The sequence below is a fragment of the Sulfurimonas sp. HSL3-7 genome, assembly GCF_039645985.1.
Taxonomy (GTDB): Bacteria; Campylobacterota; Campylobacteria; order Campylobacterales; family Sulfurimonadaceae; genus Sulfonitrofixus; species Sulfonitrofixus jiaomeiensis.
Genome location: NZ_CP147919.1, coordinates 1,160,519 through 1,184,550, shown reverse-complemented (window position 1 = coordinate 1,184,550; position 24,032 = coordinate 1,160,519). Strand labels below are relative to the sequence as shown.

General features: G+C 48.2%; 29 protein-coding genes. 9 read left to right on the top strand and 20 right to left on the bottom strand.

Translation table 11 applies throughout. The features are described 5' to 3' along the window. The first annotated feature begins 181 nt into the window (after positions 1–181). Entirely contained in the window at positions 182–799 is a 618-nt protein-coding gene (gene recO / locus WCY20_RS05990; RefSeq protein ID WP_345977788.1) for a recombination protein RecO, read from the top strand. A 46-nt stretch (positions 800–845) separates the two neighbouring features. Here the strand turns inward: recO and WCY20_RS05985 are convergent, their stop codons facing one another. The 3 genes from WCY20_RS05985 to WCY20_RS05975 are packed head-to-tail and all read right to left on the bottom strand — an operon-like array spanning position 846 to position 3,375. Beyond that, complete coding sequence (locus WCY20_RS05985; protein WP_345977786.1) at positions 846–2,264, bottom strand: glycosyltransferase family 39 protein; 1,419 nt, start codon at positions 2,262–2,264, stop codon at positions 846–848. Beyond that, positions 2,261–2,992 (bottom strand): polyprenol monophosphomannose synthase, encoded by a 732-nt coding sequence (locus WCY20_RS05980; protein ID WP_345977785.1) that lies wholly within the window; start codon positions 2,990–2,992, stop codon positions 2,261–2,263. Before WCY20_RS05980 ends, WCY20_RS05985 begins: the two co-directional genes overlap by 4 nt. Beyond that, positions 2,989–3,375 (bottom strand): GtrA family protein, encoded by a 387-nt coding sequence (locus WCY20_RS05975; protein ID WP_345978222.1) that lies wholly within the window; start codon positions 3,373–3,375, stop codon positions 2,989–2,991. Before WCY20_RS05975 ends, WCY20_RS05980 begins: the two co-directional genes overlap by 4 nt. A gap of 141 nt (positions 3,376–3,516) precedes the next feature. Between WCY20_RS05975 and WCY20_RS05970 the strand changes: the two genes are divergently transcribed. Further along, a complete protein-coding gene (locus tag WCY20_RS05970) occupies positions 3,517–4,017 on the top strand; it encodes a nucleoside 2-deoxyribosyltransferase (protein WP_345977784.1) in 501 nt (166 codons plus the stop codon). Between the two features lie 7 nt (positions 4,018–4,024). Here the strand turns inward: WCY20_RS05970 and WCY20_RS05965 are convergent, their stop codons facing one another. The 9 genes from WCY20_RS05965 to WCY20_RS05925 form a co-directional block, all read right to left on the bottom strand. Further along, a complete protein-coding gene (locus tag WCY20_RS05965; protein WP_345977783.1) occupies positions 4,025–5,071 on the bottom strand; it encodes a hypothetical protein in 1,047 nt (348 codons plus the stop codon). A 15-nt stretch (positions 5,072–5,086) separates the two neighbouring features. After that, on the bottom strand, positions 5,087–6,736 hold the full coding sequence (locus WCY20_RS05960; protein ID WP_345977782.1) for a hypothetical protein: 1,650 nt from the start codon (positions 6,734–6,736) through the stop codon (positions 5,087–5,089). 2 nt (positions 6,737–6,738) lie between these two features. Then, complete coding sequence (locus WCY20_RS05955) at positions 6,739–7,542, bottom strand: hypothetical protein (protein WP_345977781.1); 804 nt, start codon at positions 7,540–7,542, stop codon at positions 6,739–6,741. Then, a complete protein-coding gene (locus WCY20_RS05950) occupies positions 7,535–8,932 on the bottom strand; it encodes a hypothetical protein (RefSeq protein WP_345977780.1) in 1,398 nt (465 codons plus the stop codon). The genes WCY20_RS05955 and WCY20_RS05950 overlap by 8 nt, the downstream gene beginning before the upstream one ends. A 166-nt stretch (positions 8,933–9,098) precedes the next feature. Next, on the bottom strand, positions 9,099–9,659 hold the full coding sequence (locus tag WCY20_RS05945; protein ID WP_345977779.1) for a hypothetical protein: 561 nt from the start codon (positions 9,657–9,659) through the stop codon (positions 9,099–9,101). A gap of 98 nt (positions 9,660–9,757) precedes the next feature. Next, positions 9,758–10,162 (bottom strand): Rrf2 family transcriptional regulator, encoded by a 405-nt coding sequence (locus WCY20_RS05940; protein WP_345977778.1) that lies wholly within the window; start codon positions 10,160–10,162, stop codon positions 9,758–9,760. Continuing rightward, the gene (locus tag WCY20_RS05935) at positions 10,162–10,602 is read right to left on the bottom strand and encodes a DUF4395 domain-containing protein (protein ID WP_345977776.1); all 441 of its coding nucleotides are present in this window, start codon (positions 10,600–10,602) and stop codon (positions 10,162–10,164) included. Before WCY20_RS05935 ends, WCY20_RS05940 begins: the two co-directional genes overlap by 1 nt. 175 nt (positions 10,603–10,777) lie before the next feature. Then, entirely contained in the window at positions 10,778–11,986 is a 1,209-nt protein-coding gene (gene trpB, locus WCY20_RS05930; protein ID WP_345977774.1) for a tryptophan synthase subunit beta, read from the bottom strand. Between the two features lie 94 nt (positions 11,987–12,080). Next, on the bottom strand, positions 12,081–12,770 hold the full coding sequence (locus WCY20_RS05925; RefSeq protein ID WP_345977772.1) for a MerR family transcriptional regulator: 690 nt from the start codon (positions 12,768–12,770) through the stop codon (positions 12,081–12,083). Positions 12,771–12,895: 125 nt separating this feature from the next. Here WCY20_RS05925 and WCY20_RS05920 point away from each other — a divergent pair, with 125 nt between their 5' ends. Next, positions 12,896–13,342: a DsrE family protein gene (locus WCY20_RS05920; protein ID WP_345977770.1), complete on the top strand. Its 447-nt coding sequence runs from the start codon at positions 12,896–12,898 to the stop codon at positions 13,340–13,342. Between the two features lie 8 nt (positions 13,343–13,350). Beyond that, entirely contained in the window at positions 13,351–13,842 is a 492-nt protein-coding gene (locus WCY20_RS05915) for a hypothetical protein (RefSeq protein WP_345977768.1), read from the top strand. 13 nt (positions 13,843–13,855) lie between these two features. Here WCY20_RS05915 and WCY20_RS05910 read toward each other — a convergent pair whose 3' ends face one another. Beyond that, entirely contained in the window at positions 13,856–14,230 is a 375-nt protein-coding gene (locus WCY20_RS05910; RefSeq protein ID WP_345977766.1) for a helix-turn-helix domain-containing protein, read from the bottom strand. 396 nt (positions 14,231–14,626) lie between these two features. On the opposite strand from WCY20_RS05910, the gene WCY20_RS05905 reads away from it, so the two are divergent. Genes WCY20_RS05905 through WCY20_RS05895 form a run of 3 tightly spaced genes read left to right on the top strand, consistent with a single transcriptional unit; the run spans position 14,627 to position 17,022 of the window. Next, on the top strand, positions 14,627–15,772 hold the full coding sequence (locus tag WCY20_RS05905) for an iron-containing alcohol dehydrogenase (protein WP_345977765.1): 1,146 nt from the start codon (positions 14,627–14,629) through the stop codon (positions 15,770–15,772). A gap of 11 nt (positions 15,773–15,783) precedes the next feature. Next, a complete protein-coding gene (locus WCY20_RS05900) occupies positions 15,784–16,380 on the top strand; it encodes an NAD(P)H-dependent oxidoreductase (RefSeq protein WP_345977763.1) in 597 nt (198 codons plus the stop codon). Between the two features lie 12 nt (positions 16,381–16,392). Next, on the top strand, positions 16,393–17,022 hold the full coding sequence (locus WCY20_RS05895) for an NAD(P)H-dependent oxidoreductase (protein WP_345977761.1): 630 nt from the start codon (positions 16,393–16,395) through the stop codon (positions 17,020–17,022). A gap of 111 nt (positions 17,023–17,133) precedes the next feature. On the opposite strand, the gene WCY20_RS05890 is transcribed toward WCY20_RS05895, so the two are convergent. Next, positions 17,134–17,700, bottom strand: a complete 567-nt coding sequence (locus WCY20_RS05890; RefSeq protein ID WP_345977759.1) for a DedA family protein — start codon at positions 17,698–17,700, stop codon at positions 17,134–17,136. Between the two features lie 344 nt (positions 17,701–18,044). On the opposite strand from WCY20_RS05890, the gene WCY20_RS05885 reads away from it, so the two are divergent. After that, positions 18,045–18,548: a rhodanese-like domain-containing protein gene (locus WCY20_RS05885; protein WP_345977758.1), complete on the top strand. Its 504-nt coding sequence runs from the start codon at positions 18,045–18,047 to the stop codon at positions 18,546–18,548. A gap of 17 nt (positions 18,549–18,565) precedes the next feature. Here the strand turns inward: WCY20_RS05885 and WCY20_RS05880 are convergent, their stop codons facing one another. The 5 genes from WCY20_RS05880 to WCY20_RS05860 are packed head-to-tail and all read right to left on the bottom strand — an operon-like array spanning position 18,566 to position 21,350. After that, positions 18,566–18,799 (bottom strand): thioredoxin family protein, encoded by a 234-nt coding sequence (locus tag WCY20_RS05880; RefSeq protein ID WP_345977756.1) that lies wholly within the window; start codon positions 18,797–18,799, stop codon positions 18,566–18,568. 44 nt (positions 18,800–18,843) lie between these two features. Further along, positions 18,844–19,545, bottom strand: coding sequence for a cytochrome c biogenesis protein CcdA (locus WCY20_RS05875; RefSeq protein ID WP_345977754.1), 702 nt, complete (start codon positions 19,543–19,545; stop codon positions 18,844–18,846). 9 nt (positions 19,546–19,554) lie between these two features. Then, positions 19,555–19,977, bottom strand: coding sequence for a thioredoxin family protein (locus WCY20_RS05870; RefSeq protein ID WP_345977752.1), 423 nt, complete (start codon positions 19,975–19,977; stop codon positions 19,555–19,557). 9 nt (positions 19,978–19,986) lie between these two features. After that, on the bottom strand, positions 19,987–20,940 hold the full coding sequence (locus tag WCY20_RS05865; protein ID WP_345978221.1) for a permease: 954 nt from the start codon (positions 20,938–20,940) through the stop codon (positions 19,987–19,989). Further along, entirely contained in the window at positions 20,940–21,350 is a 411-nt protein-coding gene (locus WCY20_RS05860; RefSeq protein ID WP_345977751.1) for an arsenate reductase ArsC, read from the bottom strand. Before WCY20_RS05860 ends, WCY20_RS05865 begins: the two co-directional genes overlap by 1 nt. A 152-nt stretch (positions 21,351–21,502) precedes the next feature. On the opposite strand from WCY20_RS05860, the gene WCY20_RS05855 reads away from it, so the two are divergent. Beyond that, positions 21,503–22,402 (top strand): cation diffusion facilitator family transporter, encoded by a 900-nt coding sequence (locus WCY20_RS05855; protein WP_345977750.1) that lies wholly within the window; start codon positions 21,503–21,505, stop codon positions 22,400–22,402. Positions 22,403–22,430: 28 nt separating this feature from the next. Here the strand turns inward: WCY20_RS05855 and trmA are convergent, their stop codons facing one another. Beyond that, entirely contained in the window at positions 22,431–23,570 is a 1,140-nt protein-coding gene (trmA, locus tag WCY20_RS05850) for a tRNA (uridine(54)-C5)-methyltransferase TrmA (RefSeq protein ID WP_345977748.1), read from the bottom strand. Between the last annotated feature and the right edge of the window lie 462 nt (positions 23,571–24,032).

The window sequence follows — 24,032 nt, the reverse complement described above, 5'->3', positions numbered from 1 at the left end:
TAAGATACCTTTTATATAAAATTTCGTTGAAATCTCTAAACTTTAAGCATTTTTAAAGCTTATTTAACATATTTAGAAATCGTACATTTGCTAATATTATACTGGCTGTCAGGTTAAACTTCTATTTAAGAGTTATAATTGCAAAAGAAAAAAAATTAAAACGTGTAGGTAAGAAACAGAGATGCAGGGCTTTATCATCAGTCTCAATCGCGCACGAGACGAAGATCTTGTTGTTACTATTCTATCTCAGAATCGCTTAGATACGCTTTATCGTTTCTATGGAGCGCGTCACGGCGTGATCAACCTCGGTTTTAAAATCGATTTTGAGATCATCACCAATGTAAAATCCAATATCGGCCAACTGCGCGATGTGCTCCACATCGGTTATCCATGGCTTACCGATCACCATCAGCTGCGTACATGGCAGCAGTTCACCGCCCTTTTCTACCCCCATCTGCGCGAGTCGGAAGATACCGGGTCATTCTATTTTGAGCTCTTGGATCAAGCGGCCTCGTCCTGGGGAAAACAGAACCCGAAACGTGTTGCCGTCGAGTCCTATGTTCGGCTTCTTGAACATGAAGGTCGTCTGCACAGCGAGTTAAACTGTTTTTTCTGTGATGCACCCATCACCAAAGAGGTCTCGCTGATCCGTTCCTACCTGCCCGCACATCCCAACTGCGCCCATACGCTCAGTATTGACCAAAAGGGGTTGATGGAGTTGTTTGAAAATCACTCCAGCCTCTTTTTAAGTGATAAAGAGGTGGAAAGGCTGTGGCTGGTTCTACTTGAAGGTCTTTAGAGTGTGATCCGAACGGTGAAGGTACGGTAGGGTTCTCGACTACGCTCTAATTCACATACTCGACAAAATAATATTTGAGATCCCATAAGCCGACACGTTTCGCTTCGTATGCAAGCTGTTTCTGGTTACCGAACAGTTTTCCGATCTCATCTACATGTCGCTTGCTTCTACCGATATAGAGACAGCGTCCCAGTTTCGGAATCGAAGACAAAGGGGACTCCATGGCAATCCCCTGATCGTCATGACGCCAGATGTTAAACTGTGAAAAACGTGCAGTATTAAGCACCAGTACATTGTTGTAGCGTCTAAAGAAGTAAGCCACTTCGGAGCCGTGGTAATCATCGATAAGGAGGTAGTCATACCGGTCGAGATCGAGGTGCATCGCTTCGATCTCCTCCTTGAACTTGTCAATATGACCCAGACGCAGATGGAGTCTCTCTATCGGCGGTATATAGTCTCCGATCGGCGTTTTGAGTATGATCAGCAGAAACGTACTGAAAGAGACCCCTGCGATCAAAAGCTTTCGATAGTTGTATTTGGCAAGATAGTGCCCCAATAAAACAGCAGCGCTCAGATAGGCGCCGGCCGCCCACTGCGCATTGGCCTCTTTGAATGCGGCGTTATAGCTGAAAAACAGCAGTACAAACAAAAACGGCAGAAGCAGATAGACTTTTTGCCGGCTAAAACGCTCTTTGTCCCGGAGAATAAAGTAGAGCAGCGGCAGAAGATAGAGCGGATGAAAAAGAGCGAACTGCAGCCCGACAAACGTGAAAAACGCTTTGGGATGAAACACTTTTTCCTCGGCCACACCGTGATGCAGCTGAAAAGTGAAAGAGATAAACTCATGCAGATAGTTCCAGTAGAGCACCGGCGAAAAGACGATCACCGCCAAGGCTATGGCCCCGTAAAAATACTTGTCTTTAAAAACAGCTCTTTTGTAAAGCAGTATATAGACAAAAATAGTAAAGAGCGGCAAGATCCCGGTATATTTTGACAGCAGCAGTGCGCCGGCCGAGAGACCCGTCAGCAGTGCGTATTTTTTATTGTCCTCTTCAAGATAGATATAGGCGCTGTAGAGCGTCAATGCCCAAAAGAACATCAAAGGCGTGTCCGGCGCGATCACCGTCGATGCCGCCAGCACCAGTATGGAGCTTAAAAAGATATAGAAGGTATAGACCGCCGCTTTCTCGTCAAAGATCTTTTTCGCCAGCATATAGAGAAAATAGGCCGTTGCCGAGACCAGAAGGGCAGCAGAGAGACGTACGAACATCGCTTCATCGCTAAAAAGCGTGGTCATCTTTATAAAGTAGGCGACCATCGGCGGATGGTCAAAGTAAGATAACCCCAGTTTTTTGGACCAGAGCCAGTAGTAGGTCTCATCGGAGTAAAAGTTTATGAACTGGTTGGCTATCGCGTTAAAGAGCGTGTAGAAGAAGAGGACGATTTTTTCTCTATAGCCCATCATTTACCCTCAAGGATATCTTGTTTATGCAGGCGCAGCGTCACTACGTTCAGGAGCGCTTCTATAAATATCTTTTTGGACATCTTAGACTTGCCTGCGACCCTGTCTTCAAAAACAATCGGTACCTCTTTGACTTTGAACCCTTTAAGGATTGTCCTGTAGTTCATCTCAATCTGAAAAGCGTATCCGGCACTCATGATGTTGTCGAGGTCAATGGCTTCCAGGACTTCGCGTCGGAAGCATTTGAAGCCGCCTGTGACATCTTTAATGGAAATGCCGAGGATCGTACGGGCATAGGTACTGCCGCCGAAACTGATGAATTTTCGCAGCAGCGACCAGTTGACAACACCGCCGCCCTTGACGTAACGGCTGCCGATCACCAGGTCGTACTCTTTAATCTTCTCAATAAACGCGGGGAGGTATTTCGGGTCATGAGAAAGGTCCGCATCCATTTCGATCACAAAAGCGTACTCTCTGGCCAGACACCACTTGAAACCCTCAATATAGGCTTTGCCCAGCCCCTCTTTCTTTTGTCTGATAATGAGATGGAGTTTTTCGCCGTAGAGTTTGGTATCGATAAGTTCCTGTACTTTGGCGTAGGTCTTATCGGGTGAGTTGTCATCCACGATCAGGATATCCAGCTCCAGTTGAAGATCAAAGACCTTTTTTAAGATTACTTCTATATTATCGATCTCGTTATAGGTTGGGATAACAACAATGCCTCGACTCATATCTCTTCCTCCTTATGGTGTGCAAAAATAATCAGATAGCTTCCTAAAAAATTAAAACCCATCGCGACGGCGATACCGGCAATCTGCCCGGCGATCTGTATCAACTTCTCTTCGCCGAAATTCAGGACCACGATGTTAAGCACCAGCAGGTTCAGCAAAAAGCTTAAGAAATTCAAAGCCAAATATTTGGGAAATTTCTTTCTTGTCCTTGTCTTGTGATCGCGGAATGTCCATTTTTTGTTGAGCTGATAATTCTGTGTCACCGCCACCAGAAAAGCGGCAATGGAAGAGATATTGTAATGGACATTCAAAAAGGTCAAGGCACTGAATACAGTGATATTTGTCAGTGTACCCAAGGCACCGACTGAGCCGAATTTAACGATTTTTCTTACTATGGGAGATCCTAACTACGTTTATTACCTGAATTATATACAATTCTTCTCGTTATTTCACTGTCGGGAGCGTGAAACAGCGGAATTCCCGCCAAAGCTTCCCGTCTACGTTATAATTAAAAAAATCCGAGGATGAAATTGATGCTGAAGATCTACCTTGCCGGGCCAGATGTCTTTGAACACAATGCGATCGAAAGAGGGGCTGCTTTAAAAGAGCTCTGCCGACAATACGGTTTTGAAGGCTGCTTTCCTCTCGATAATACAGTGGTGTTCGATGGCACACCATCCAACATCGCCAAAGCGATCAGAGAGGCCAACATCGCCCTGCTTGCATCCTGCGACATCGTGCTGGCGAACCTCAATCCCTTTCGCGGGATCGAACCCGACTCTGGCACCGTGTATGAGGTCGGTTACGGTGCCGCACTTGGCAAAAAGGTCTACGGTTACGCTGCGGATCGCCGCCCCATGATAGAGCGCGTTCGCGACGCGCAAAAGCTTGCAGCCGATGCCACCGTCTGCAGAGACGGCATGAGTATCGAAGATTTCGGTCTGTCGCACAACCTGATGATGCTCGATGTGGTTATTGCCGATGATGCAAAAGAGGCCCTGGCGTATATTCGGTCTGTTTATTAAAAACAGCTCAATACAGTTTTGATCCATCCTCATATTTATAGAAGTGGTTTTCGAGACGCAGGCGTTTCATCTTGTAACCGTCTTTTGTGATCGCATCATCATAAAGGTAAAGGTAGTGCTTGCACTCTTTTTTATCCGCATCGCTGTAGATCGGACGGGTGATCTTTAGAAATTCGTCAACACTCATATCGCGGCCAAAGAGTTTGTTCAGCCCTTTGTATTTTTTCAGCTCTTTCTCACGGTATTTTGGCCATTTCGGCGCAACTTTGATGCTCTCTTCACCGATGGTGACAGAAAAGATATATTCCGCTTTCCCGCTTTTTTTATTGGCCCAGCACGGCGGCAGTTCATTGCCGCCGCCCATATTGAGCTTACGGGTAAGATAGACGATCTGCCCTTTCAGTATATCCTGTTCATATGCCAGCTGCTCTTTGGTCATAGAGAAGTGCTCTTTGAGTGATTTTTCCAAAAATGCATTTTCTTTCAGAAGTTCCTTCTCTTTTTCAACGGCTGCTGCAAGCGCCGTTTCAAACTCCAGGTTCTTTTTCTGCGCAATGTCCAGATCGGAGACAAGCGTGTGCAGCTCTTTTGTGGAGTTCAGCTCTTTCAGCTCCTGCAGCAGTGCCGCTTTTCTGGCTATCTCCGCATTGATATCCGCATTGACCTCGATGAGTTCTGCGCTGTTTTCATAACGCTCTATCTCGGCTTTCAGCGCTTTGTTTTCAGCGATCAGAACAGTCTGGTTACTCAACTCTTTAAAGATCGATTTAACCTCTTTTTTCAGATCTTTCTCTTCATAATCTTTGAGTTTGAAACGCAGGGCGCTGTTGACCATCTCTTCTGAAAGCTTTTGGTTCATACGGTTCTTTATCTGAAGATGCCGGTTCTCTTCGGCAATACGTTCCTTCTCTTTATGGAGCTGTATGATCTCACTCGATTTTTCAACAGAGATAAACGCCGAACTGAGGAGAAGAATGAAAAAGAGCATCAATATCAGCTCGGTAAGGGTGATACCGAATAAGAAATCGCCGTTGTTATTGCCGCTGTATTTCATGGAAATGATATCCGCTTACTGTTTGGGTAGCTTGACGTTCCCATGGGAACGCATCTTCTCGTTCACAGCAGGTGTCTCTTCTCTTTGTCTTCGAAAAAGCACTTTCTCTTTATCCGTCTCCTCTTGCACCATAAACTTGTTGTTCAAAGCTTCAAGCATCCGCCTGTTCTCCTGAAGCATCGTTTCGACCAGCTTTATATTCACTGCCGGCGTTTCCTCTTTTGGACTTTGCGAAAGCACATTATCTTTAATAGCCGCCTGCTGGAGCAGAAGTTTTTCGCTCAATGCGTCAAGCATTCGTCTGTTCTCCTCGACTATTCCATCGATCATCGTTTCATTCTTCTGTGCCTGTGAGCTGATAAAGTTGCCGAGGACTTTTGTGCTCGAGGTCATAATAGCGTCAACGACCTGGTTATGAAGACGTTCTGTTTTAGAACCGATGGACTGGATGACTTTATTGTTTAAGACGGTGATATCGTTAATGATCTTCTCGTTGCCCGCTTCTCTGTTTTGCACAAAGCTTTCCATCATCTGCCTGTTAAAGCTGTTGAGCTTTTCCAATATCTCTTGGTTACTGTTGACGCCGTTGGCGATAAAGCTGTCGATCACTTTTTGATTTTCCCCTAAAAGACGTTCGATCAGGATCTTGTTCTGCCTGTCTTTCTGCTGAGCATAGGCTTCTATCAACGCTCTGTTTTTCTCTGAGAGGTCATCGGTGAGAGTCTTCGAACTTTCGGCGAACATGTCATTGACCTGACGAAACAACATCGGAAGATCGCGTACAAACTCGTTGAAAGAGCTGATGACTTTACGCATCTCCGCATTGGAGTTGGCGATGCTTCCCGCCGAAGAGCCCATGGTGGAGTTGAACTCTTCGATCCACTTCTCGCTCTCTTTCATCGTCTTTTGGAAAGATTGGGCAGAGGCAAGATTCTGCTCTTCATAACTTTTATGCAAGGCCGTGATATTCTCATAGATCTCACTCACCCTGCTCTCTTCTTGCTGATGAATCTTGTCCATGTCATCATAGATCTTGGTGAAAATATTGTTTATGCTTGTCTGTTCCAGACTTTCAACAAGGCGCTGATTGTAACGCTCTACCGACTTAAGCGTCTGGTCCGTAAAGATCTCCAGCTTTTCGTCAATAACCCGCGAAAAGGTCTTTGTCTGATCGATACTGTGGCCGATATGGTCATTAAGCAGCTGCAGTTTCTCCATGATCATGAGGTTGAAACTCTCGATGTTTGAGCTGATGTTGGGACTGAAGCTCAAAAGATAGATACGCATGGAAAGGCCCACAATCGTTGTCGAGATCGAAATACCGAACTGACCGATCAGGCGTGTCAGCAGCCCCCCTGCCAACAGATCGGAAGAGAGCAGGTAAAGAGAACTCGCCAGAGAGATCAATGTAAATAAAAAGCCTAGGTAGTAGTTGCTGTCGGCAAACTGCTCATTGGTCAGCAGCTCTTTGTCGACAAGTCGGCGGCCTGTCAAAAAATAACCGATCATCACTGCGATCGTCATAATCACAGAGAGATAGAGCATACCGAAAACGGAGCCGAGCAGGATGAAAAAGATACCGCTTACAAAAGCCGCAACAAAGAGGTGTTTGATCTGAATACCGCTGAAAAAAGTGTCTTCGAATTTAAGTTTATTGCCTATCATGCTTAACCATCTGTCATTTTAACGCTCTCTACGTTAGCGTTCATGTTTTCTAAAAGATTGATCCAGAAATCGATATGGTCCCGGCTTTGAAACCGCTCCAGCTTGTCACGTCTTACCACCACAATGTCCACATCCACCCCTTCAAGATCGGTACGGACCTTGAAAAACTCTTTTGAGTCTACGAACGATTCCAGTTTCCCGTTTGAGGATTTAAAGAAAGAGAGTGCGGAGGAATTTTGAATCATGTCGGAGATGATCGTTATCTTGTAATGGATAGAAGGATCTTTCACATAGGGAAATGCAATATTGTTGACGACCTGAATCGTCTCTATGATCGGCGACGTGGTACACGTGTACTCATCGGAAAGCGATGCCATCTCTTTCATCAATGGATTGTGAAACTTCTTTTCCCAACGTTTTTTTAACAGTTTAGGGTTGCTGTAGAGCTCACTTTTTCCGGCCCCGTCACCCGGATTACAAAGCGTGACCTGTGACTGCATCTCAGCCGGCAAGGTGCTGTCGATAAAAAAAAGCTGGATCTGCTCATCAATCTTCAGATTCGCTATGATATTCATGATGATATGTTTGATCTGTGTGACCTGGATACTGTTATAGTTGTCCGTCATGTCAAGAATGATGACCTGTCTGTCAAATTGCCCATCAACGCGGCACATGCTCTCTTTATCAATGTCCGCACGCTGGTTACTGGCTATAAAGACGGTAATCGACAACAAAATGGCGACGACAACACCGATAATGATGTAGCCGAGTTTGTCTTTTTTTTCTCTTTTCGCCCGCCTACGCATTTACTGTTCCCGTTTCAGAGTTTTCGCCGAGCTCCGTAATCACCTCTTTAAGTGTCGCATTGATCTTCAGTTTCTGTTCGCCGATAATATGCGGCAGTTCCTGGACTTCTTCCTGGTAACGGACTAAATCTTTTTTGAACTTGGGCTCAACTATCTTTATCGCGAAATCGGCATCAAGTTCTTCTCTCTGGTTGAAATAAGCCGGTGCTTCATCACTTCGGTGCTCTTTGTTCGTCTCCCTGTAGACATTCAACATCGCGTTGCAGGTGTTGTTGAGATAGTTATAATACTCTTTGTAGTGGTCATTCAGTTTTTGTCTGAAGATCGGTATCTCCGTCAACTCCTGCATAATAACGCGGCTGGTCATCTGACGTGTTTCAAGTTTATTAAGGATCGATTCCGACATCTTCTCTATCTCATTGAGAAGCTCCTCTTTCAACTCGGTATACTCGAGCAGTGCTTCCTGGTACTTTCGGTCAAGAGCACCATAGTTCGGATATTCATCATCCATCTTGTAAAAATCCGTGAAAGCGATTAGAAAAGAGAGCAGTCCCACAAGGACCAGGACGATCGAATCAAACTCATGCAGACCGAAAGGGTTTTGCTGAAAAGAGATGATGGAGTTGACATAGGCATTTTCAGGATCGATGCCAAGCTGCACACGCAGATGCCCTACAAGGAGATTGAACAGCAGGATAAGGAGTGCAGAGAGGGCCAGGATCAGAGCGATGCCATACTTGTAAAGCGCACTTTTGTTTACAAGGTTGAGCCGCTTGACCAAAAAACTGCCCAGAAAAAAAGCGAGCGTCATATTGATGACCGAGATGATCAAGGCCTGCGCCGCCCCTCCGATGAGTCCGAGTTCATTGCCTTTGGCAAAGAAATAGGCATTGAGCATGGTCTCACTCAAGAGAATAAGCATGATAATGCCGATGTAGAGGATCTTAGAGCTGGGATACGAAGCTTCTCTCGTCAATGCGTTGGCAATCTTAAAGTTTTTCAGATCGTTTTTTTTGACGTTGAGTTCCTGTTTAAGGTCCTTTATACGCTGTTTGGCACTTTCCTGAAAGGTCGTGATGTTTTGCAGAAACTCTTCACTTGCATATTTGGCTTCAGTCAATGTCGCCGTAATATCATTCACACGCATCGCCATGTGTTCATACGAGGCGATCTTCTTAAAGATCTCCTGTTTGACCTGGGAAAGTCTTTCCGTGAAGTAGTTGATGATCTTCTGTTCGTTGGCATCAAGGCTGAGACTCTCCGATGGCGGCTTACCGGACATCGCCTGCTGTTTTGCCAGCATCTCCACATTGAGTTCGTCTTTGACCTTATCAAAATCTAATTGTTCAAAAAGTGTATCATCATGATCGAGTTGTTTCTTTTTCGCCACATTCTACCTTGTTTGTGAATAGACCGGAAAAATCACATTATGGATTTTGCCAGGCCCTTTCTTTATAGTTCAAATTAATAAAAAATACATTCTACAATGTTTATATTTATGTTTATGTAAATAACGCGAATAATGTGTTTTAACGGTGCAGGGGTCTTGTCAGTTTTCAGACAACAACATATTCTTCTTTCAGAGAAGAGAGGTAATGTTTCACATTTTGCTGATGAATAAAGAGCTTTTGTAGCGAGTCATGATGTTGTACCGCGGCATAAAAACTGATAAGAGCCGATGATATACCGCCGGAACCAAGGGTCGACGAAGTCCCTGTGATCGTATGCACGATCTCTTCAAGAGACTTATAATCCCCGTTGGTCAGAGCCATGTCTATTTTTGGGACCTCAGCTTCGATCGCTTTAATAAGGTCAAGGACAAAGGCATCAGCATCTTCCTGGCTCAGACCCATCTCATCGACGGCTCTGCTATTGTCAAACTTGGGATAAATCTTTGTCGGGATTGTGATCTCCAGAGAATCAAACTGCTCTTCCAGCGTCTTCTCTTCCTTTTTCACTTGCAGCGCATATTCATCCAGTAGTTTCTTGAGTGATTCGGCCTGCGACTCTGCTGACTTTGGGTTTAACGATCCGGATGAGAGAAGAAGAGAGTAGATAATCAACCCAAGCAGGATTATAATGGCAATGGCAAGCAGTAGCGTTTCAGTGTTGTTCATAATTAGGCATCTTTCATGCTGGATAACGCTAAGTTACTATAAGAAGACTAAATAGAAATTGAAATCAAAAAAAGTTCAAGAAAAAGTTCTGCAGCTGTTTATATATCGTAATGATATGGCTGGAATGATTGATCAAGTTCTGAAAGTTTCAACATAAAAAGCTCTCTGACCTTCTCGTGAATATCGGACCAAAAATACTCCAGTATCACACTGGCACCTACGTTGCCATCTATCTTGCAAAGGGGGCCTTCAAGGACCTCTATGATCTCAAGAACAGTGATTTCATGTGCCGGCCGGGCAAGCTTATAGCCGCCATTGGCCCCGCGTATACTTATCACAAGTCCGCCTTTACGAAGTGCAGAAAGAAGCTGCTCAAGATAAGAGTGCGACACCTGGGTCATCGCAGCGATCTCTTTGATCTGCATGGCACGGTTGCGGGGTGCATGGCTCAGGACATGCATGGCCGCAAGACCGTAGATGCCGCGTGTCGATATACCGGCCACTATCTTCTCTCCGGAACAAACTTGCGGTAGATGAAATAGATCTTGCAGCCGATACAGTAACCGAACAGAAGTTCCAGCGAGAGGCAGAAAAGAAAAACAGCCACTATGGCATACATCACCTCCGTCAGACCTGCCAGATGGGAAACCAACGCGGCAAAAACAAAAAAGAGGCCGAAATGGGACGCCAGACGTTTTGCACCGGCATCAACCATCTCAGACTTGAGACCCAATACCCTTTGCAACAGTGTCGACACTTGAAATACCGGGCTGAAACGTCTGTTTCCATAGAGACGTATCATAAAGTCAAAGCCTAAAACAAGCAAGATCAGGGGTTCCGGTATAAAAACAGACAAAAGCGACAGTAAAAAAACTGACATGGCGTTTATGCGGGCGATCGTTCCGTCGATCTGCCGAAATGCTAGCGGACAGGATTGTGGCATCTTTTTTCCTTATGTTAGATAACTATACCTAATATTATGAGGGTATTCTAACGATAGATTTTTTCAATGTCAACCATCCATACCAGTTTAGTCAGGAATATAAAAAAGTAATACGAAGTACCTTTTGCTATGCCTGAGCCGCCGAGCTCAGGTGAAGAGCTCTTAGCCGAAGAGATTATGGACGTGCAGGGATAGGATGGTGTTCAACCACAAAGTCAATGTCTTTGTCACCCCGGCCGCTCAGGTTGACCAGGATGGCATCTTTCGGGTTCTCTTTGGCCAGTTTCATCGCGTAAGCCACGGCATGGGCCGACTCCAGTGCCGGGATGATCCCTTCGAGCTGTGAGAGTTTATAAAAGGCATCGACCGCCTCAGCATCATTGCATGTACCGACAATCGTTCGCCCAATATCGCGAAGGTAGGCGTGTTCCGGTCCAACCGACGGGTAGTCGATGCCTGAGCCGATGGAGTAGACCGGAGCCGGTTCGCCTCGTTCATCTTTCAGCATGACGGAGTTAAAGCCGTGCATGATCCCCTCTTCCCCGTAAGTTAGCGAGGCAGCATGCTGTCCCAGCTTGGTGCCTACGCCCAGAGGCTCGACCCCATGCAGTTGAACCGGATCATCGATAAATCCGGCAAAAAGCCCCATCGCATTTGAGCCGCCGCCGACACATGCCACGGCATGATCAGGCAGCATTCCCGTCATCTCCAGGAACTGCTCACGCGCTTCCATTCCTACGACACTTTGAAAATCGCGTACCATCTGTGGAAAAGGGTGTGGACCGACGACGGAACCAATGGCGTAAAGTGAATTTTCCGCATCACCGACATACGCCTCAAATGCCGAATCGACAGCCTCTTTAAGCGTTTTCAGACCATGTGTCGCCGGAATAACCCGCGCACCGAGTATCTGCATACGTACGACATTCGGATGTTCCTTGGCAATGTCCACTTCCCCCATATAGATGTCGCATTCCAGACCGAAATAGGCGGCGGCCGTCGCCAAAGCCACACCGTGCTGCCCCGCCCCCGTTTCGGCTATAAGCTTTTTCTTTCCAAGGTGTTTGGCAATAAGGGCTTCCGCCATACAGTGGTTGAGCTTATGGGCGCCGGTATGGTTCAAGTCCTCGCGTTTCAAGTAGATCTGTCCGCCGCCGCAATACTCGCTCAGATTCTTTGCATAGTAGACCGGCGTCGGTCTCCCCTGGTAATGTTTACGTATCTTTTTGAGCTCATGGCGGAATTCATGGGATTTTGAAAGCTTTTCGTAGGCTGCAGTGATCTCTTTAAACGGCTTTTCGAGCTGCGGCGGTATGAAAGCACCCCCGTATTTTCCGAAATAACCGTTCTCATCAGGCGTCGAAGCAAGATAAGATTTTTTCATAAATGGTCCTTGATAATGTAGTCTTTGCGGCCATTCTAGCAAAAGTCAAATAAAAGTGGCTATCGTATCACCCTGATGCCGCAAGTACTGTTATTCAGAGCTGTTTCCACCCTGACACCTCCTCTTTAAGTGCCTTATACATGGCCTTATAGGTATAGCGGCTAAAAAGATACTGTTTGGCATTAAACAGCGTCTCGAACATCACTTTCCACAACCGTGAAAAATTGTCATCGTTGCGTCTATCGCACAACTTTATCTGTATCTGACTTTCAAGATCTGCGAGGACTTTTGCATGAAAAACATACCTTTTCAATATGTCATGATCAATGCCCACCTCTGCAAAGTCTTCTACAAGCCTGACAATAGATGCTTCTCTGTCCGTATAGTCATCCTCTCCTATCGGCATCAGAATACCATCGTTCAACAGCATATCCAACATCCCGGCATCAAAACCGTGATGTTCCGTAAATTCTGCTTTGGAGTAATGTTTTTCGCCGACAGGTATACCGCTAAGCGTCTGCATCAGCGGTGCCAACATGGTAAAAGAACTTGAAAATGACTGGTTTTTCTGCTGCAGTATACTCTTGATCTGCTCGATCGAGCTGCCCATCTCCTGCTGCATGTATTTGATGTACCTGATCAGTTCCAGATGTTCTTCATTGTATCGGTGCACGTTCGATTTCAGCTTTTTCGCCTCAGGAAGCACGCCCTCTTTGATGTAATAGAGAATAGTGGATTTCGGTACATTGGTCTTTGCTACAAGTTCGGATATTTTATATTCCATACCCCGCCTTTTTGTAATACAGGGCATCTTTAAGAACCCTACTAATTTTAAGAATTATAACCTATAATTCAAAACGTCAAGTTCAACTTAACGTTATTAGACTTGAGCAAAAAAGGAACCCTACTATGAAACACACACTTTTGCTTCTCTTGGCACTCCTTGGTACCATCCAGGCACAAGAGTACAAAGCCGTCTTTGACTGCAGTTCTGATGATGCCCGCTATATCAGCGGCCGAATGATGCTGGTTGAGAAGACGATTGAGATGATCGAAAAGCGTGGTGATAAAGCCACTGTTGCCATTACACTTCACGGCGGTTGTGTGCCGATGGCCTCACGTGCCTTCGAAGAGATCATCTATGATGAAGATATGCCCTACATCCAAAATGCCCAGAATGTCATTACCCGCCTCGCAGAGAAAAAAGGTGTTGAGATCGTCGCCTGCGCCATGTCGCTGGACGCGAACGCAATTGAGCAAAAAGAGGTGCTGCCTTTTGTGCATATCTCCAAAAACAGTTTCATCGACACCATCGCTTATCAAAACCGCGGTTACGCCGTTATGACTTTTAAATAAGGAACACCATGCAGATCAATTTTACTAAACTCTACCGTCTCTGGTATCTACTGACCACGGTCAGTGTATTCGGGATTTTCACCACGTACTTTACGGGCTACAATCCCCTGGACAACCTCTGGAGCGAACCCCTGCACAATCTCCATACGCTCTTTATCGGCATGCTTTTTGCAGCTGTGATGGCACGCGTTTATATGGCGCTCAACAAGATCAATGCCGTACCCCTGATGCATCTTGTCCGTGCAAAAAATGTCTTGGAAGCCCTTGTCGCGCTTGGGTATATCGCCATGTGTACGGCGCTGCTGATTACGTTGTTCAGTGATATTTATCTGCTTGTCGTAGCGAAAGGAGAGGCCATTCTATGGGTGCGAGAGCTTAGAGATGCAACACAACCGGTCTTTGCCGCGATGGTAGCTGTTCATGTTCTCTATGTACTCTATCTTAATGGTGTCAAGAAAAGGGGAACGCTGCGCAAGCTCTTCCTTGCTGCTGACGCCTAGCCTGTTTCGCGGGCTATTTTTTGCAGATATCGACACCGCAAAAGTTGTCACTGCTTAACTGGCCGTACTCTTCTATGTACTCCATGCCCCACTTGTACATCTCTTCGAGAACCGGTTTCAATTTTTTGCCGATCGGCGTCAGGGAGTAGACCACTTTCGGCGGTACTTCCGGAAATACCTCTCTGTGAATGATGTTCTTCTCTTCGAGCTCTTTGAGCTTGACCGTCAATGTTTTTTGCGTTATTTCACTGATATCTTTGTGCAGGTCTTTAAAACGCTTGTTCTCTTCGAGCAGATACCAGATAATTGCAAGTTTCCACCGGTCGTTGAAGATGTCGAGCGTGACCGAAACAGAACACTTGTATTCTTTGCCATTAATAAAATGCATCACAATCCTTAGTTATGGGCACCTCAAAAGACCCTAGTTGACTTCAGCGATAGAGAGAAGTTCACAATCAAGGCGACCCTTTGAAGCCCTAGCCATAGCTAAGACGAAAAGAGGCAACGCGGAGTGTGGATTTCTCTCTATCGCCCGAAGGGAGGGATAAAGAGAGCGATCTTGCACACAATTTTCTATCCTCATAGCTACGGCTATGACTCAAGAAAAATTCTGCACAATTTCATCTCTCTTTCTTCCCTCTGAAGCCTGCTAGGGTCTTTAGAGGTGTCCATATGTAATTGTAACATAAAGTCAACATATTCCCATTACTTACCTAAATTACTGTAAGGGATATTTAAGTCCATAGGACCTATAATTTTCAAAATCTACCGACAGAGGACGAAAATGCACGACTTTACCTATTACAACCCGACCAAGATCGAATTTGGCAAAGACAAAGAGAACAATATCGGCCGATACATTAAAGAAAACGGCATCGAAAATGTCTTATTGGTCTACGGCACAGGCAGCATTAAAAAGAGCGGTCTCTATGAACGGATCATTAAATCACTTAACGAAAACGGCGTCGGTTACCGCGAACTCGACGGCATTGTCAGCAATCCGCTGCTCAGCCGGGTCAATGACGGCATCAGTATCGCTAAAGCAGATAAGCTGCAGGCTGTTCTCGGTGTCGGCGGCGGTTCGGTTGCCGACTCCGCCAAGGCGATTGCCGCCGGTGCCAAATACGACGGCGATGTCTGGGACTTTTTCATCCATAAAGCAGAGATCACCGAAGCCCTGCCCGTCTTTACAGTCATGACACTTGCCGCTACGGCCAGCGAGATGAACGGTAACTCCGTGGTCATGAACGATGCGACAAAACAGAAGTACTCTATCGGTTCCGTCCTGGTCAACCCGGTTCTCTCTGTCGTCAACCCGGCCTTAATGGCAACCGTAACACCAGAATACCTGGCCTACTCTGCCGTCGATATCATTGCCCACAGTATTGAGGTCTACTTTACCGCGTCAACACACCCGCATTTTAACTCCAGACTTGTCGAGTCCATTGTCAAAAGTGTCATCGAAACAACGGAAATTCTTTTAGCAGATCCGGACAACTACGAAGCCAGAGGCGAATTTGCCTGGGTGGCGACACAGGCTCTGAACGGCTTGACCCCTGCCGGAACTGCCGGCGGAAGTTTTCCAAACCACATGATCGAGCACTCCCTCTCCGCACTCTACAATGTCGCTCACGGCGCCGGTCTCTCGATTGTAATCCCGGCCTGGATGAAATGGTACAAAGAGCAGAACATCACACAGTTCGAACGCTTTGCAAAAGAGGTCTTCGGACTCGACAGCGCTGATGCAGGTATCGAAGCGCTTGAAACCTGGTTTGCCAAGATCGGCTCGCCGGTCCGCCTGGCAGATGCCGACATTCCAAGAGACGGCATCGACGCCCTGGCTGACAATGCCGGTGAACTGGCAAAGGTATGGGGAATGGCTGAACAGTACCCAAAAGAGACCATCGCTGAGATCCTAAAAAAGGCGTAAAGGAAAACCGCATGAAAAATGTACTGATCATCAATGGACACCAATACTATGAAAACATCGCCGAAGGAAAATTGACCGCTATCTTTATCGATGCGGCCAATGCTTTTTTAACTGACAACGGGTTCAATGTCAAAAACACGGCGATCGACAGCGGCTATTCGATCCAGGAAGAGGTCGACAAGTTCGCATGGGCGGATTATATTTTGTTCCAGTACCCTGTCTACTGGATGGGCGTTCCATGGATCACCAAAAAATATATTGATGAGATCTTCTCTGCCGGCGTACAGACAGTGACCTACCAAAACGACGGAAGAAGCAGCCTGGACCCCTCCAAAAAATACGGCAGCGGGGGTCTGATGCAGGGTAAAAAATACATGCTCAGCCTGACCTACAACTGCCCGGCGACAGAGTTTGACAATGCCGAAGGTTTTTTCGACGGCCTCTCTGTGGATGAAGCCAACATCGCCACGCACAAGACCTTCCAGTTCTGCGGTGCAACGCCGCTTGAGACCTACTCTATTCACGACATCTTCAAGGGAGACCTTGATGTGCCGTCAGAAGTGGAAAAGTTCCAGACGCTACTGAAGAAAAATTTCATAAACGACTAAAAGGAGATGCACATGACAAATGATTTTACAAAAGCAATGGAGTTCAGACACGCCTGCAAGGCCTTTGATACAACGAAAAAGATCCCTGACGAGGCGATGCGATACATTTTGGAGGCAGGACGCAAGTCACCCTCCTCTTTCGGCATGGAAGCGTGGAAGTTCCTGGTCATCACGAATGAAGATCTGAAGGTGAAACTGCGTCCTTTCTGCTGGGACCAGGAGCAGATCACTTCTTGCTCTCACCTGGTCGTTGTGCTTGCCGGTATTGAAAGTGTCAAAGTCGAAAGCGGTATTCCCGAAAAAAGATTCTTGCGCAGAGAGATGCCGCAGGAGAAGCTTGACTTCTATCTGAATAAATATGCTTCTCACCTGGAAAAGACCTTGAGTTCTGATGAGAACATCTACTGCTGGACAGCGAGACAGAGCTATATCGCCGCAGGGAACATGATGACGGCAGCCGCTTTCGTTGGCATCGACTCCTGCCCGATCGAAGGTTTTGAAAAAGAGAAGGTCGAAACCGTCCTGGAACTTGACACCGGCAGATACCAGGTCGCAATGCTTCTGCCTTTCGGCTACAGGGTCAATGCGCAATCCAAACAGCTGCGGCTGCCGTTTGACGAGGTCGTTGAGTTCATCGACTGACCGAACATACGATCGATTCGCAGGCGTTCGTTGCCTCTTCTGCCTGGGAGAAAGATTTAGATTGAGAAACCGTGCGGCGCACCGCTTTTTACCATGACGCCTGTGGAGATGTCAGCGGTGAGACCAGTCCCGGTCGCGCCACCGGCCGACAATCCATACGGCAAGGCTGATCAGCAGTAGCGCTGTAATCACCCAAAATTCGTACTGTTTTATGTTGCCGATAAGCAGCTCCAGCGCTTTACCGAAATAGTACCCCGACACACCGATGATGACTGCCCACAACAGTGCCCCGCAGATATTCAGAATGAGAAAGCGTACAGGGGAAATACCGCTTGCCCCCAATACCACCGGTGTGATCGTCCGAAGACCATAGAGAAAACGGAATCCGAGGATCAGTACCGTCTGATGTCTGTGCATCAGCTTAAAGATACGCTCGGCTTTTGAGCGTAAAACGGGTCTTTTGTTGACCAGTTCGATCCCTTTGATCCGCCCTGCATAAAAAAAGAGTTGATCGCCGGCCAGACTGCCCGTAAACGCCGCCACGATGACATAGGGTAGTTTCAGATAGCCGAGATGTGCAAAAAAGCCTGCTATCAGAAGAACGGTCTCCCCCTCAAAGAAGGTCCCGATCAGAACAGCGATGTAACCGTAATTCGCAATCAGCTCTTCAGCACCCACTGGAACTCCATTGTAAAAGTAGAGAATAGATATCCGCTGTTGTCACCATCGTCTGTCCCTTGCCCGTATTCTTCTCACCTCTGCTTTCCGGGCAACACTGTCCGAAAGATCATGAGTGATTAGGCATGATAGCATTTTTACGTCTGTGCAAAAAGTGACAGTGTCATAAATAGTGCGAACATAATACTTCCTGCAAAAACGAGAACATTCCATCACAAAGTAATCACATTGTTTTAGATGGATATCAATTTAAAGCGGTAAAATTGCGACAAAATTCGGGGGTATTTCAAGGCAATGACATCGGCATTGTCTTCAAAATATTCCTAAATATTCAAGGAATTCGAATGAAATTTTTTCTTTCACTGATGCTTCTTATCGGTCTGGCACATGCCTATGAAGACGATGTAACTGCTGATGTAGCGTACAAGATGCAAAAAGACGGCGAAGCGATCATCGTCGATGTCCGCACGACGATCGAGTATCTCTACACCGGCCACGGCGAAGGGTTCATCAACATCCCGGCCTACTACTGGACCTATGATGAAAAATCCATCGATGCCCGTGTCAAGAGCGCCCAGTATGAAGTCGAAAAGAGCAAGGTCAAAGACCATAAATCGGTCCAGAAGCTCTATGCGGCAAAAGAGGTCATCAACAAGAACTTTGTCAAAGATGTCATGAAGGCGATGAAACTTGCCGGTGTCGACAAGGTCATCCTGGTCTGCCGCAGCGGCCCGCGCTCAGCTGCCGCAGCCGACAAACTGGCAAGTGAGGGGATCACTGCATACAACCTCGAAGACGGTTTCATCTTCGGCTGGAAAGAAGAGGGAATGCCCTGGGGCGGCCAGTAAGCCCTCCTCCTCTTTTTCTACCCTTCTATCAGCTTTGAGAGTTCTTCCAGACTCGGCACTTTTCCTGTCATAACCACTTTGCCGTCGATCACCAGACCCGGCGTACTCATCACACCGTACTCCATGATCTTCATCAGGTCATCCACCTTCTCGATCTGAACGAACCTGCCGCTTTTGGCAACCGCCTCTTTGACCTTCGCCTCAAGCTCATTGCACTTCGCACACCCCGTTCCTAAAATCTCTATTTTCATATGTACTCTCCTTTTTGTATCTAATTTTACCTGCCGTTCCTATCTTAAAACTGTAACACAGCCTGATAGAGAAAATAACCGCCGAAGCCCAGCAGCATCAGGGCAAAGCCTTTGTTGATCCACTCCGACACTTTGGCCAGGCTCTTGTTCGAAACGATGCTCTGGGCGAAACCGACCGAGATGCCGGCGCCGAGCAGCAGCAGCGAGTGGCCCAGGGCGAAGGTGAGGATCAGGCCGTAGGCCAGAAGGTAGCCGCTGGAAGCCGCAGCTGAGATGATCGCCACCAGCGGCGCCGAAGCGCAGGGGGTGCTGACCAGGCCGAAGATTATGCCGATCAGAAAGCCGCCGAAAAGACGCAATCCAACAAGGCGCCGCATCATCCCCGATTTGTCGACAGCCGGTAAGAGACCGAAGGCATAGAGCGCGATGACGATGCTCAACACCCCTGCCGCCAGATAGGCCCAGACCGGGGCGACGGAAAAGAGGCCGCCGAACTTTGCGACCACAAAGCCCAAAACCGAAAAGCTGATCATGACGCCCAGGGCGAAAAGAGAGGCGAAGAGATAGGTGTAGATCACTTTTTTTCGCCCGGTAAGGTCTTTGTTCAATGCCACGGCGCTTCCTACCAGAAGCGGTACCGTGACAAGCGAACAGGGGGCGGCCGCCGTGATTGCGCCGGCACCGAAGGCACCCAGAAATGCCAGGTAGGTGTGGGCCTCAAGCAGTGCCAGTACCGTCTCCTGCATCAGAACCGCCTACTTCGCATCGAAGCCGTATTTTTGCAGGGTCTGCATGAACCCGTCGGTCGTGAAACCGCCGACATGACGGTAGACTTCTCTGCCCTCTCCGTCGAAAAAAAGCTGGGTCGGGATCATCCTGATACCGTTCTCCGCCGCCGCTTTTCGGTCTCTGCTGACATCGATATAGAAAAGACGGTAGTGCGGACGGCTCTTTTTAAGCCGGAAGATCAGCTCGCCCATCTCCTTGCAGGCTTTGCAGCTCCCTTTGCCGAACTCGAACATCACAGGCTGACCCTGGCCAACAGCTTTCGCCGCATAGACATACGGTGTAGCCGGTTCGCTGCCGCGCACCTCTGAGGCTTCTCTCCCCTGCGGACTGCAGCCGCCAAAGAACAGCGGCATAAGCAGCGTTGCCATAAGCAGTAATAGACGTTTCACAACTTCTCCCTAGATGATGGCGTTGAAGAGGTAGCCGATCACGATGATCCCCGACCCCACGATCGCAAAAAAGAGTGCGATCAGCTTTGTATGCAGCAGCTTTTTCAGGATGATCGCCTCAGGCAGGCTCAGCGCGGTCACCGCCATCATAAAGGCAAGCGCCGTCCCCATCGCCATCCCCTTGAGTGTCAGTGCTTCGATCATCGGAATGATCCCGGCGGCATTGGAGTACATCGGAATGCCCATGACGACCGCGACGATGACGGCGAAAGGGTTCTCCTGCCCGGCATACGCCACGATCATATCCTGAGGCACATAGCCGTGGATGAAGGCACCCACGCCGACACCGGCGACCACGTAGGGCATCACTTTGATCAGCAGTTCACGGGTGTTCTTCCAGGCCTCTTTCGCACGCACCTTCAAAGATATGTTCGCTTCCTCCGGCACGGTGATCTCCCCTTCGAGCGGTGTGACCGGGATCAGGATGTAGCGCTCCACCTTCATCATACCGATGACCAGCCCCCCGATAATGGCGACCAGCAGACCGAAGCCGATGTAGATCGCCGTGATCTCCCAGCCGAAGAGTCCAAAAAGCATCGCGATCGCGATCTCGTTGTTAAGCGGCGCGCTGATCAGGTAGGAGAAGGTGATCCCAAGCGGAATGCGCGCCTGCAGGAACCCCAGGAAAAGCGGGATGGCCGAACAGGAGCAAAAGGGGGTGATGATCCCGAAGAGCGCTGCGAAGACATGGCCGGTCACCCTGTGTTTTCTGCTCAGATAGGCCCGTACCTTTTCGGTATTCATATAGGAACGTAAAAACGAGATGATAAAGATGATGGTGACCAGCAGAAAGGCGATCTTGACGCTGTCATAGATGAAAAAATTCAGGGCATCGGCTAATCTGTCACCTTCTGCCATCCCCATGATCTCATAGACAAGCGTGTCGACAAAGTCCTTCCACATCACCGGCAGAGCTCCGATTCGACAACCGGCAGCAGCTCTTTTTCGATCCGATCAAGCGTCACTGCGTACTCTTCGACAGCTTTACCCGACGGGTCCTCGAACGCCATATGGATCGTCTTCACCACCTTTGGAAAAGTTGGACAACTCTCGTGCGCATGATCACAGACGGTGACGACCAGGTCAAACGGGGTATCGAGCACCGTTTCGATCACTTTGGAGTGGTAGGCCTCCCGCCAGAGCCCTCTCTCTTCAAGCAGCGCCTTGGCATTGGGGTTGACCCTGCCGCTCGCCTGGACGCCTGAGCTCTGCGCCTCGACGCAGTCGCCCATTTTCGCATTGATCAGCGCTTCGGCCATGATACTGCGGCAGCTGTTCCCCGTACATAAGATCAATACTCTCTTCTTTTCCATGATGAGACCTCCAAAATTTTCAATAGTATAGCAGATTGTTCTCTAAATATCAATATATGTTGATGTAATGATGATTTTCTTCTGCTTTAATCTGACTCTGTTGTTTTAGCGCCTATAATAGGAAGAGCTATTACAGGAAAAAAGGAGCGCTGTTGAGCGGACATCACCATCACGAGGTCAAGGGCATGCGCCTGCTGATCACGATCTTTTTGAACATCATCATCACTGCCGCACAGATCATCGGCGGTATCTACTCCGGCTCGCTTGCCCTTCTGAGCGATGCGCTGCACAACTTCAGCGATGTGATGACCCTCGTGATCACCTACATCGCCAACCGTATGGCGGGACGTACACCGACCCAGGAGAAGACCTTCGGCTACAAACGTGCAGAGATCATTGCCGCGCTTTTTAACGCCAGCGTCCTGGTCGGGACCGGTTTTTATCTGATCATCGAGGCAGCCCGGAGAGTTGTCAACCCGGAGCCGGTCGGTTCGGTGGTCGTCATCGCGCTGGCACTGCTGGGTATCGTTTTCAATGCCGCCGGTATGCTGCTGATCAAACAGGACGCCCACCACAACATCAACATCAAGGCCGCCTATCTCCATCTGTTGACCGATGTGATGACCTCCGTCGCCGTACTGGCAGGCGGTATTGCCATGTACTACCTGCAACTCTACTGGATCGACCCTCTGATCTCGATCCTGATCGCGATCTATCTGATCTACGCCGCCTACGATATTCTGAAGGACTCCGCCTGTATCCTGATGCAGTTCGCCCCCGCACATATCGATCTCGCAGGCATCGAGAGAGTGGCGTGCGGGCACCCCGAACTGAAAAACATCCACCATATCCATGTCTGGCAGCTCAATGACCGTGAGATCTTTTTGGAAGCCCACGTCGATTTCAACGAGAACCTCCCGCTTGAAGAGGTGATGCGCATCTGCGACGCGCTGGAAGAGAAGCTAAAGCGTCTGTACGGGATCACCCATGTCACGCTGCAGAGCGAATTTCAGAAAAAGGATGACAAGGCGCTGGTCTGCGGGGCACATTGACGCTCATGACAAGGCTGCAGTGCCTTCTCTAGCGCCTGGTTAGCTTGACCCCCATCTCCATATGGCCGGTGTAGGGGAACTGGTCGAACATCGCCATCGCATCGATGGTGTGTGTCTTTGTGAGGTACTCCAGATCGCGTTTGAGCGACTCGGGATTGCACGAGATGTAAAGAATGTGCTCAAACCGCGAGGCGAAATCGCACGAGGCCTCGTCCATCCCGGCGCGCGGCGGATCGACGAAGATCGTACGCAGCTCGTAGCTTGAGAGGTCGATCTCCTTCATGCGCCGGAACTCGCGCACCCCGTCAAGCGCCTGAACGAACTCTTCGGCGCTCATGCGCACAAATTCGATCTTCTCTTCCCCGTTGAGCGCCATATTGGTCTTGGCCGCGTTGATGGAAGACTTGGAGATCTCGGTCGCCAGCACCTTCTCAAACTGCGAGGCGAAGGGGATCGTGAAGTTGCCCGCCCCGCAGTAGAGTTCCAGCAGGTCGCCGCTGATGCCCTCGAACTGTTTCAGGGACCAGCCGATCATCTTCTCGTTGACACGCGGGTTGGGCTGGGTGAAGCTGTTTTCGATATGTCGGAACTTGAACGGCTTGCCGTTGATGGTCAGTGTCTCGGTGACGAAATCCTCGCCGATGACCACCTTCTGTTTGCGCGAACGGCCGATCACCTTGATGTTGTGTCTATCTGCCAGTACGTTTGCCTGCTCCTGCCACGCCTCATCGAGCTTGCGGTGATAGAGCATGGAGACGGCGATCTCCCCCTCGGAGCTGCTGAGAAAGTCGAGCCCAAAGAGCTTGAAGCCCATCTCCAGCTCCTTGATGCTCTCCAGCAGCGGCCACATCAGCTTCTCTATCGGCTCGATCACCATCGGGCACTCGTCGATGAGCACCATCTTTGCACCGCGCTCCAGCGGGTTCATCGCATAGCGGATATCATCGCCGACATGCCATACCTTGAACTCGGCACGGGCACGGTAGTGGCTATCAGGCGAAAAGAAAGGGGTGATCTCGCCGCTGTAGAGCTCCTTGAAAAGATCATGTATCCCATCTGATTTCAGTTTGTGCTGCGCCGCATACCCGCCATCATACAAGCGGCAGCTGCCGCATTCGCCAAAATGTTTACAATCCATATCTTCTTCACCTGTTTTTGATGACGGCATTATGCCTGATTGTCGGTTCGAGTTGATTTAGAGTTGCCTTCATCTGTCGACAAATTCTCATCTTTTATATTTGTAATACTTTATAAATTCGCAACTAAGATTTAAAATTAGATTTGATAGAGGTTATGTCAGTTTTCTTCTTTGCTTGCACAAAGCAGAAAGCTAACGGTAAAGAAGAAAGTGCAAGATCCTTCGGCCAAAAATTACTGCTCGAACTTTGTTTTGTCTACCGGTGGCATTCCGTCACTGCTGCCGGAATTAATCTTCTGACGCATAAAGGATAAGCTACTTCTGCTAACGCATTGACTTGTTAGAAAAACATAATACAATAGAAAACCAGCTGATGCGCACAAAAGAAATAGAGCGCCTCTCTTCTTTCCCTCAAGATTTCTTCTCTGGCGCGACAGAGAAGAAAGGTTGAATCTGCGACAATCCAAAATGGATACAAATTCACTATCGTTT

Excerpts from the sequence above, each read along its gene's own strand:
- recO (WP_345977788.1), top strand. The coding sequence starts at position 182 with ATGCAGGGCTTTATCATCAGTCTCAATCGCGCACGAGACGAAGATCTT.
- WCY20_RS05985 (WP_345977786.1), bottom strand. The coding sequence starts at position 2,264 with ATGATGGGCTATAGAGAAAAAATCGTCCTCTTCTTCTACACGCTCTTT.
- WCY20_RS05980 (WP_345977785.1), bottom strand. The coding sequence starts at position 2,992 with ATGAGTCGAGGCATTGTTGTTATCCCAACCTATAACGAGATCGATAAT.
- WCY20_RS05970 (WP_345977784.1), top strand. The coding sequence starts at position 3,517 with ATGAAATTGATGCTGAAGATCTACCTTGCCGGGCCAGATGTCTTTGAA.
- WCY20_RS05965 (WP_345977783.1), bottom strand. The coding sequence starts at position 5,071 with ATGAAATACAGCGGCAATAACAACGGCGATTTCTTATTCGGTATCACC.
- WCY20_RS05960 (WP_345977782.1), bottom strand. The coding sequence starts at position 6,736 with ATGATAGGCAATAAACTTAAATTCGAAGACACTTTTTTCAGCGGTATT.
- WCY20_RS05955 (WP_345977781.1), bottom strand. The coding sequence starts at position 7,542 with ATGCGTAGGCGGGCGAAAAGAGAAAAAAAAGACAAACTCGGCTACATC.
- WCY20_RS05945 (WP_345977779.1), bottom strand. The coding sequence starts at position 9,659 with ATGAACAACACTGAAACGCTACTGCTTGCCATTGCCATTATAATCCTG.
- WCY20_RS05935 (WP_345977776.1), bottom strand. The coding sequence starts at position 10,602 with ATGCCACAATCCTGTCCGCTAGCATTTCGGCAGATCGACGGAACGATC.
- trpB (WP_345977774.1), bottom strand. The coding sequence starts at position 11,986 with ATGAAAAAATCTTATCTTGCTTCGACGCCTGATGAGAACGGTTATTTC.
- WCY20_RS05925 (WP_345977772.1), bottom strand. The coding sequence starts at position 12,770 with ATGGAATATAAAATATCCGAACTTGTAGCAAAGACCAATGTACCGAAA.
- WCY20_RS05920 (WP_345977770.1), top strand. The coding sequence starts at position 12,896 with ATGAAACACACACTTTTGCTTCTCTTGGCACTCCTTGGTACCATCCAG.
- WCY20_RS05915 (WP_345977768.1), top strand. The coding sequence starts at position 13,351 with ATGCAGATCAATTTTACTAAACTCTACCGTCTCTGGTATCTACTGACC.
- WCY20_RS05910 (WP_345977766.1), bottom strand. The coding sequence starts at position 14,230 with ATGCATTTTATTAATGGCAAAGAATACAAGTGTTCTGTTTCGGTCACG.
- WCY20_RS05905 (WP_345977765.1), top strand. The coding sequence starts at position 14,627 with ATGCACGACTTTACCTATTACAACCCGACCAAGATCGAATTTGGCAAA.
- WCY20_RS05900 (WP_345977763.1), top strand. The coding sequence starts at position 15,784 with ATGAAAAATGTACTGATCATCAATGGACACCAATACTATGAAAACATC.
- WCY20_RS05895 (WP_345977761.1), top strand. The coding sequence starts at position 16,393 with ATGACAAATGATTTTACAAAAGCAATGGAGTTCAGACACGCCTGCAAG.
- WCY20_RS05885 (WP_345977758.1), top strand. The coding sequence starts at position 18,045 with ATGAAATTTTTTCTTTCACTGATGCTTCTTATCGGTCTGGCACATGCC.
- WCY20_RS05880 (WP_345977756.1), bottom strand. The coding sequence starts at position 18,799 with ATGAAAATAGAGATTTTAGGAACGGGGTGTGCGAAGTGCAATGAGCTT.
- WCY20_RS05875 (WP_345977754.1), bottom strand. The coding sequence starts at position 19,545 with ATGCAGGAGACGGTACTGGCACTGCTTGAGGCCCACACCTACCTGGCA.
- WCY20_RS05865 (WP_345978221.1), bottom strand. The coding sequence starts at position 20,940 with ATGTGGAAGGACTTTGTCGACACGCTTGTCTATGAGATCATGGGGATG.
- WCY20_RS05860 (WP_345977751.1), bottom strand. The coding sequence starts at position 21,350 with ATGGAAAAGAAGAGAGTATTGATCTTATGTACGGGGAACAGCTGCCGC.
- trmA (WP_345977748.1), bottom strand. The coding sequence starts at position 23,570 with ATGCCGTCATCAAAAACAGGTGAAGAAGATATGGATTGTAAACATTTT.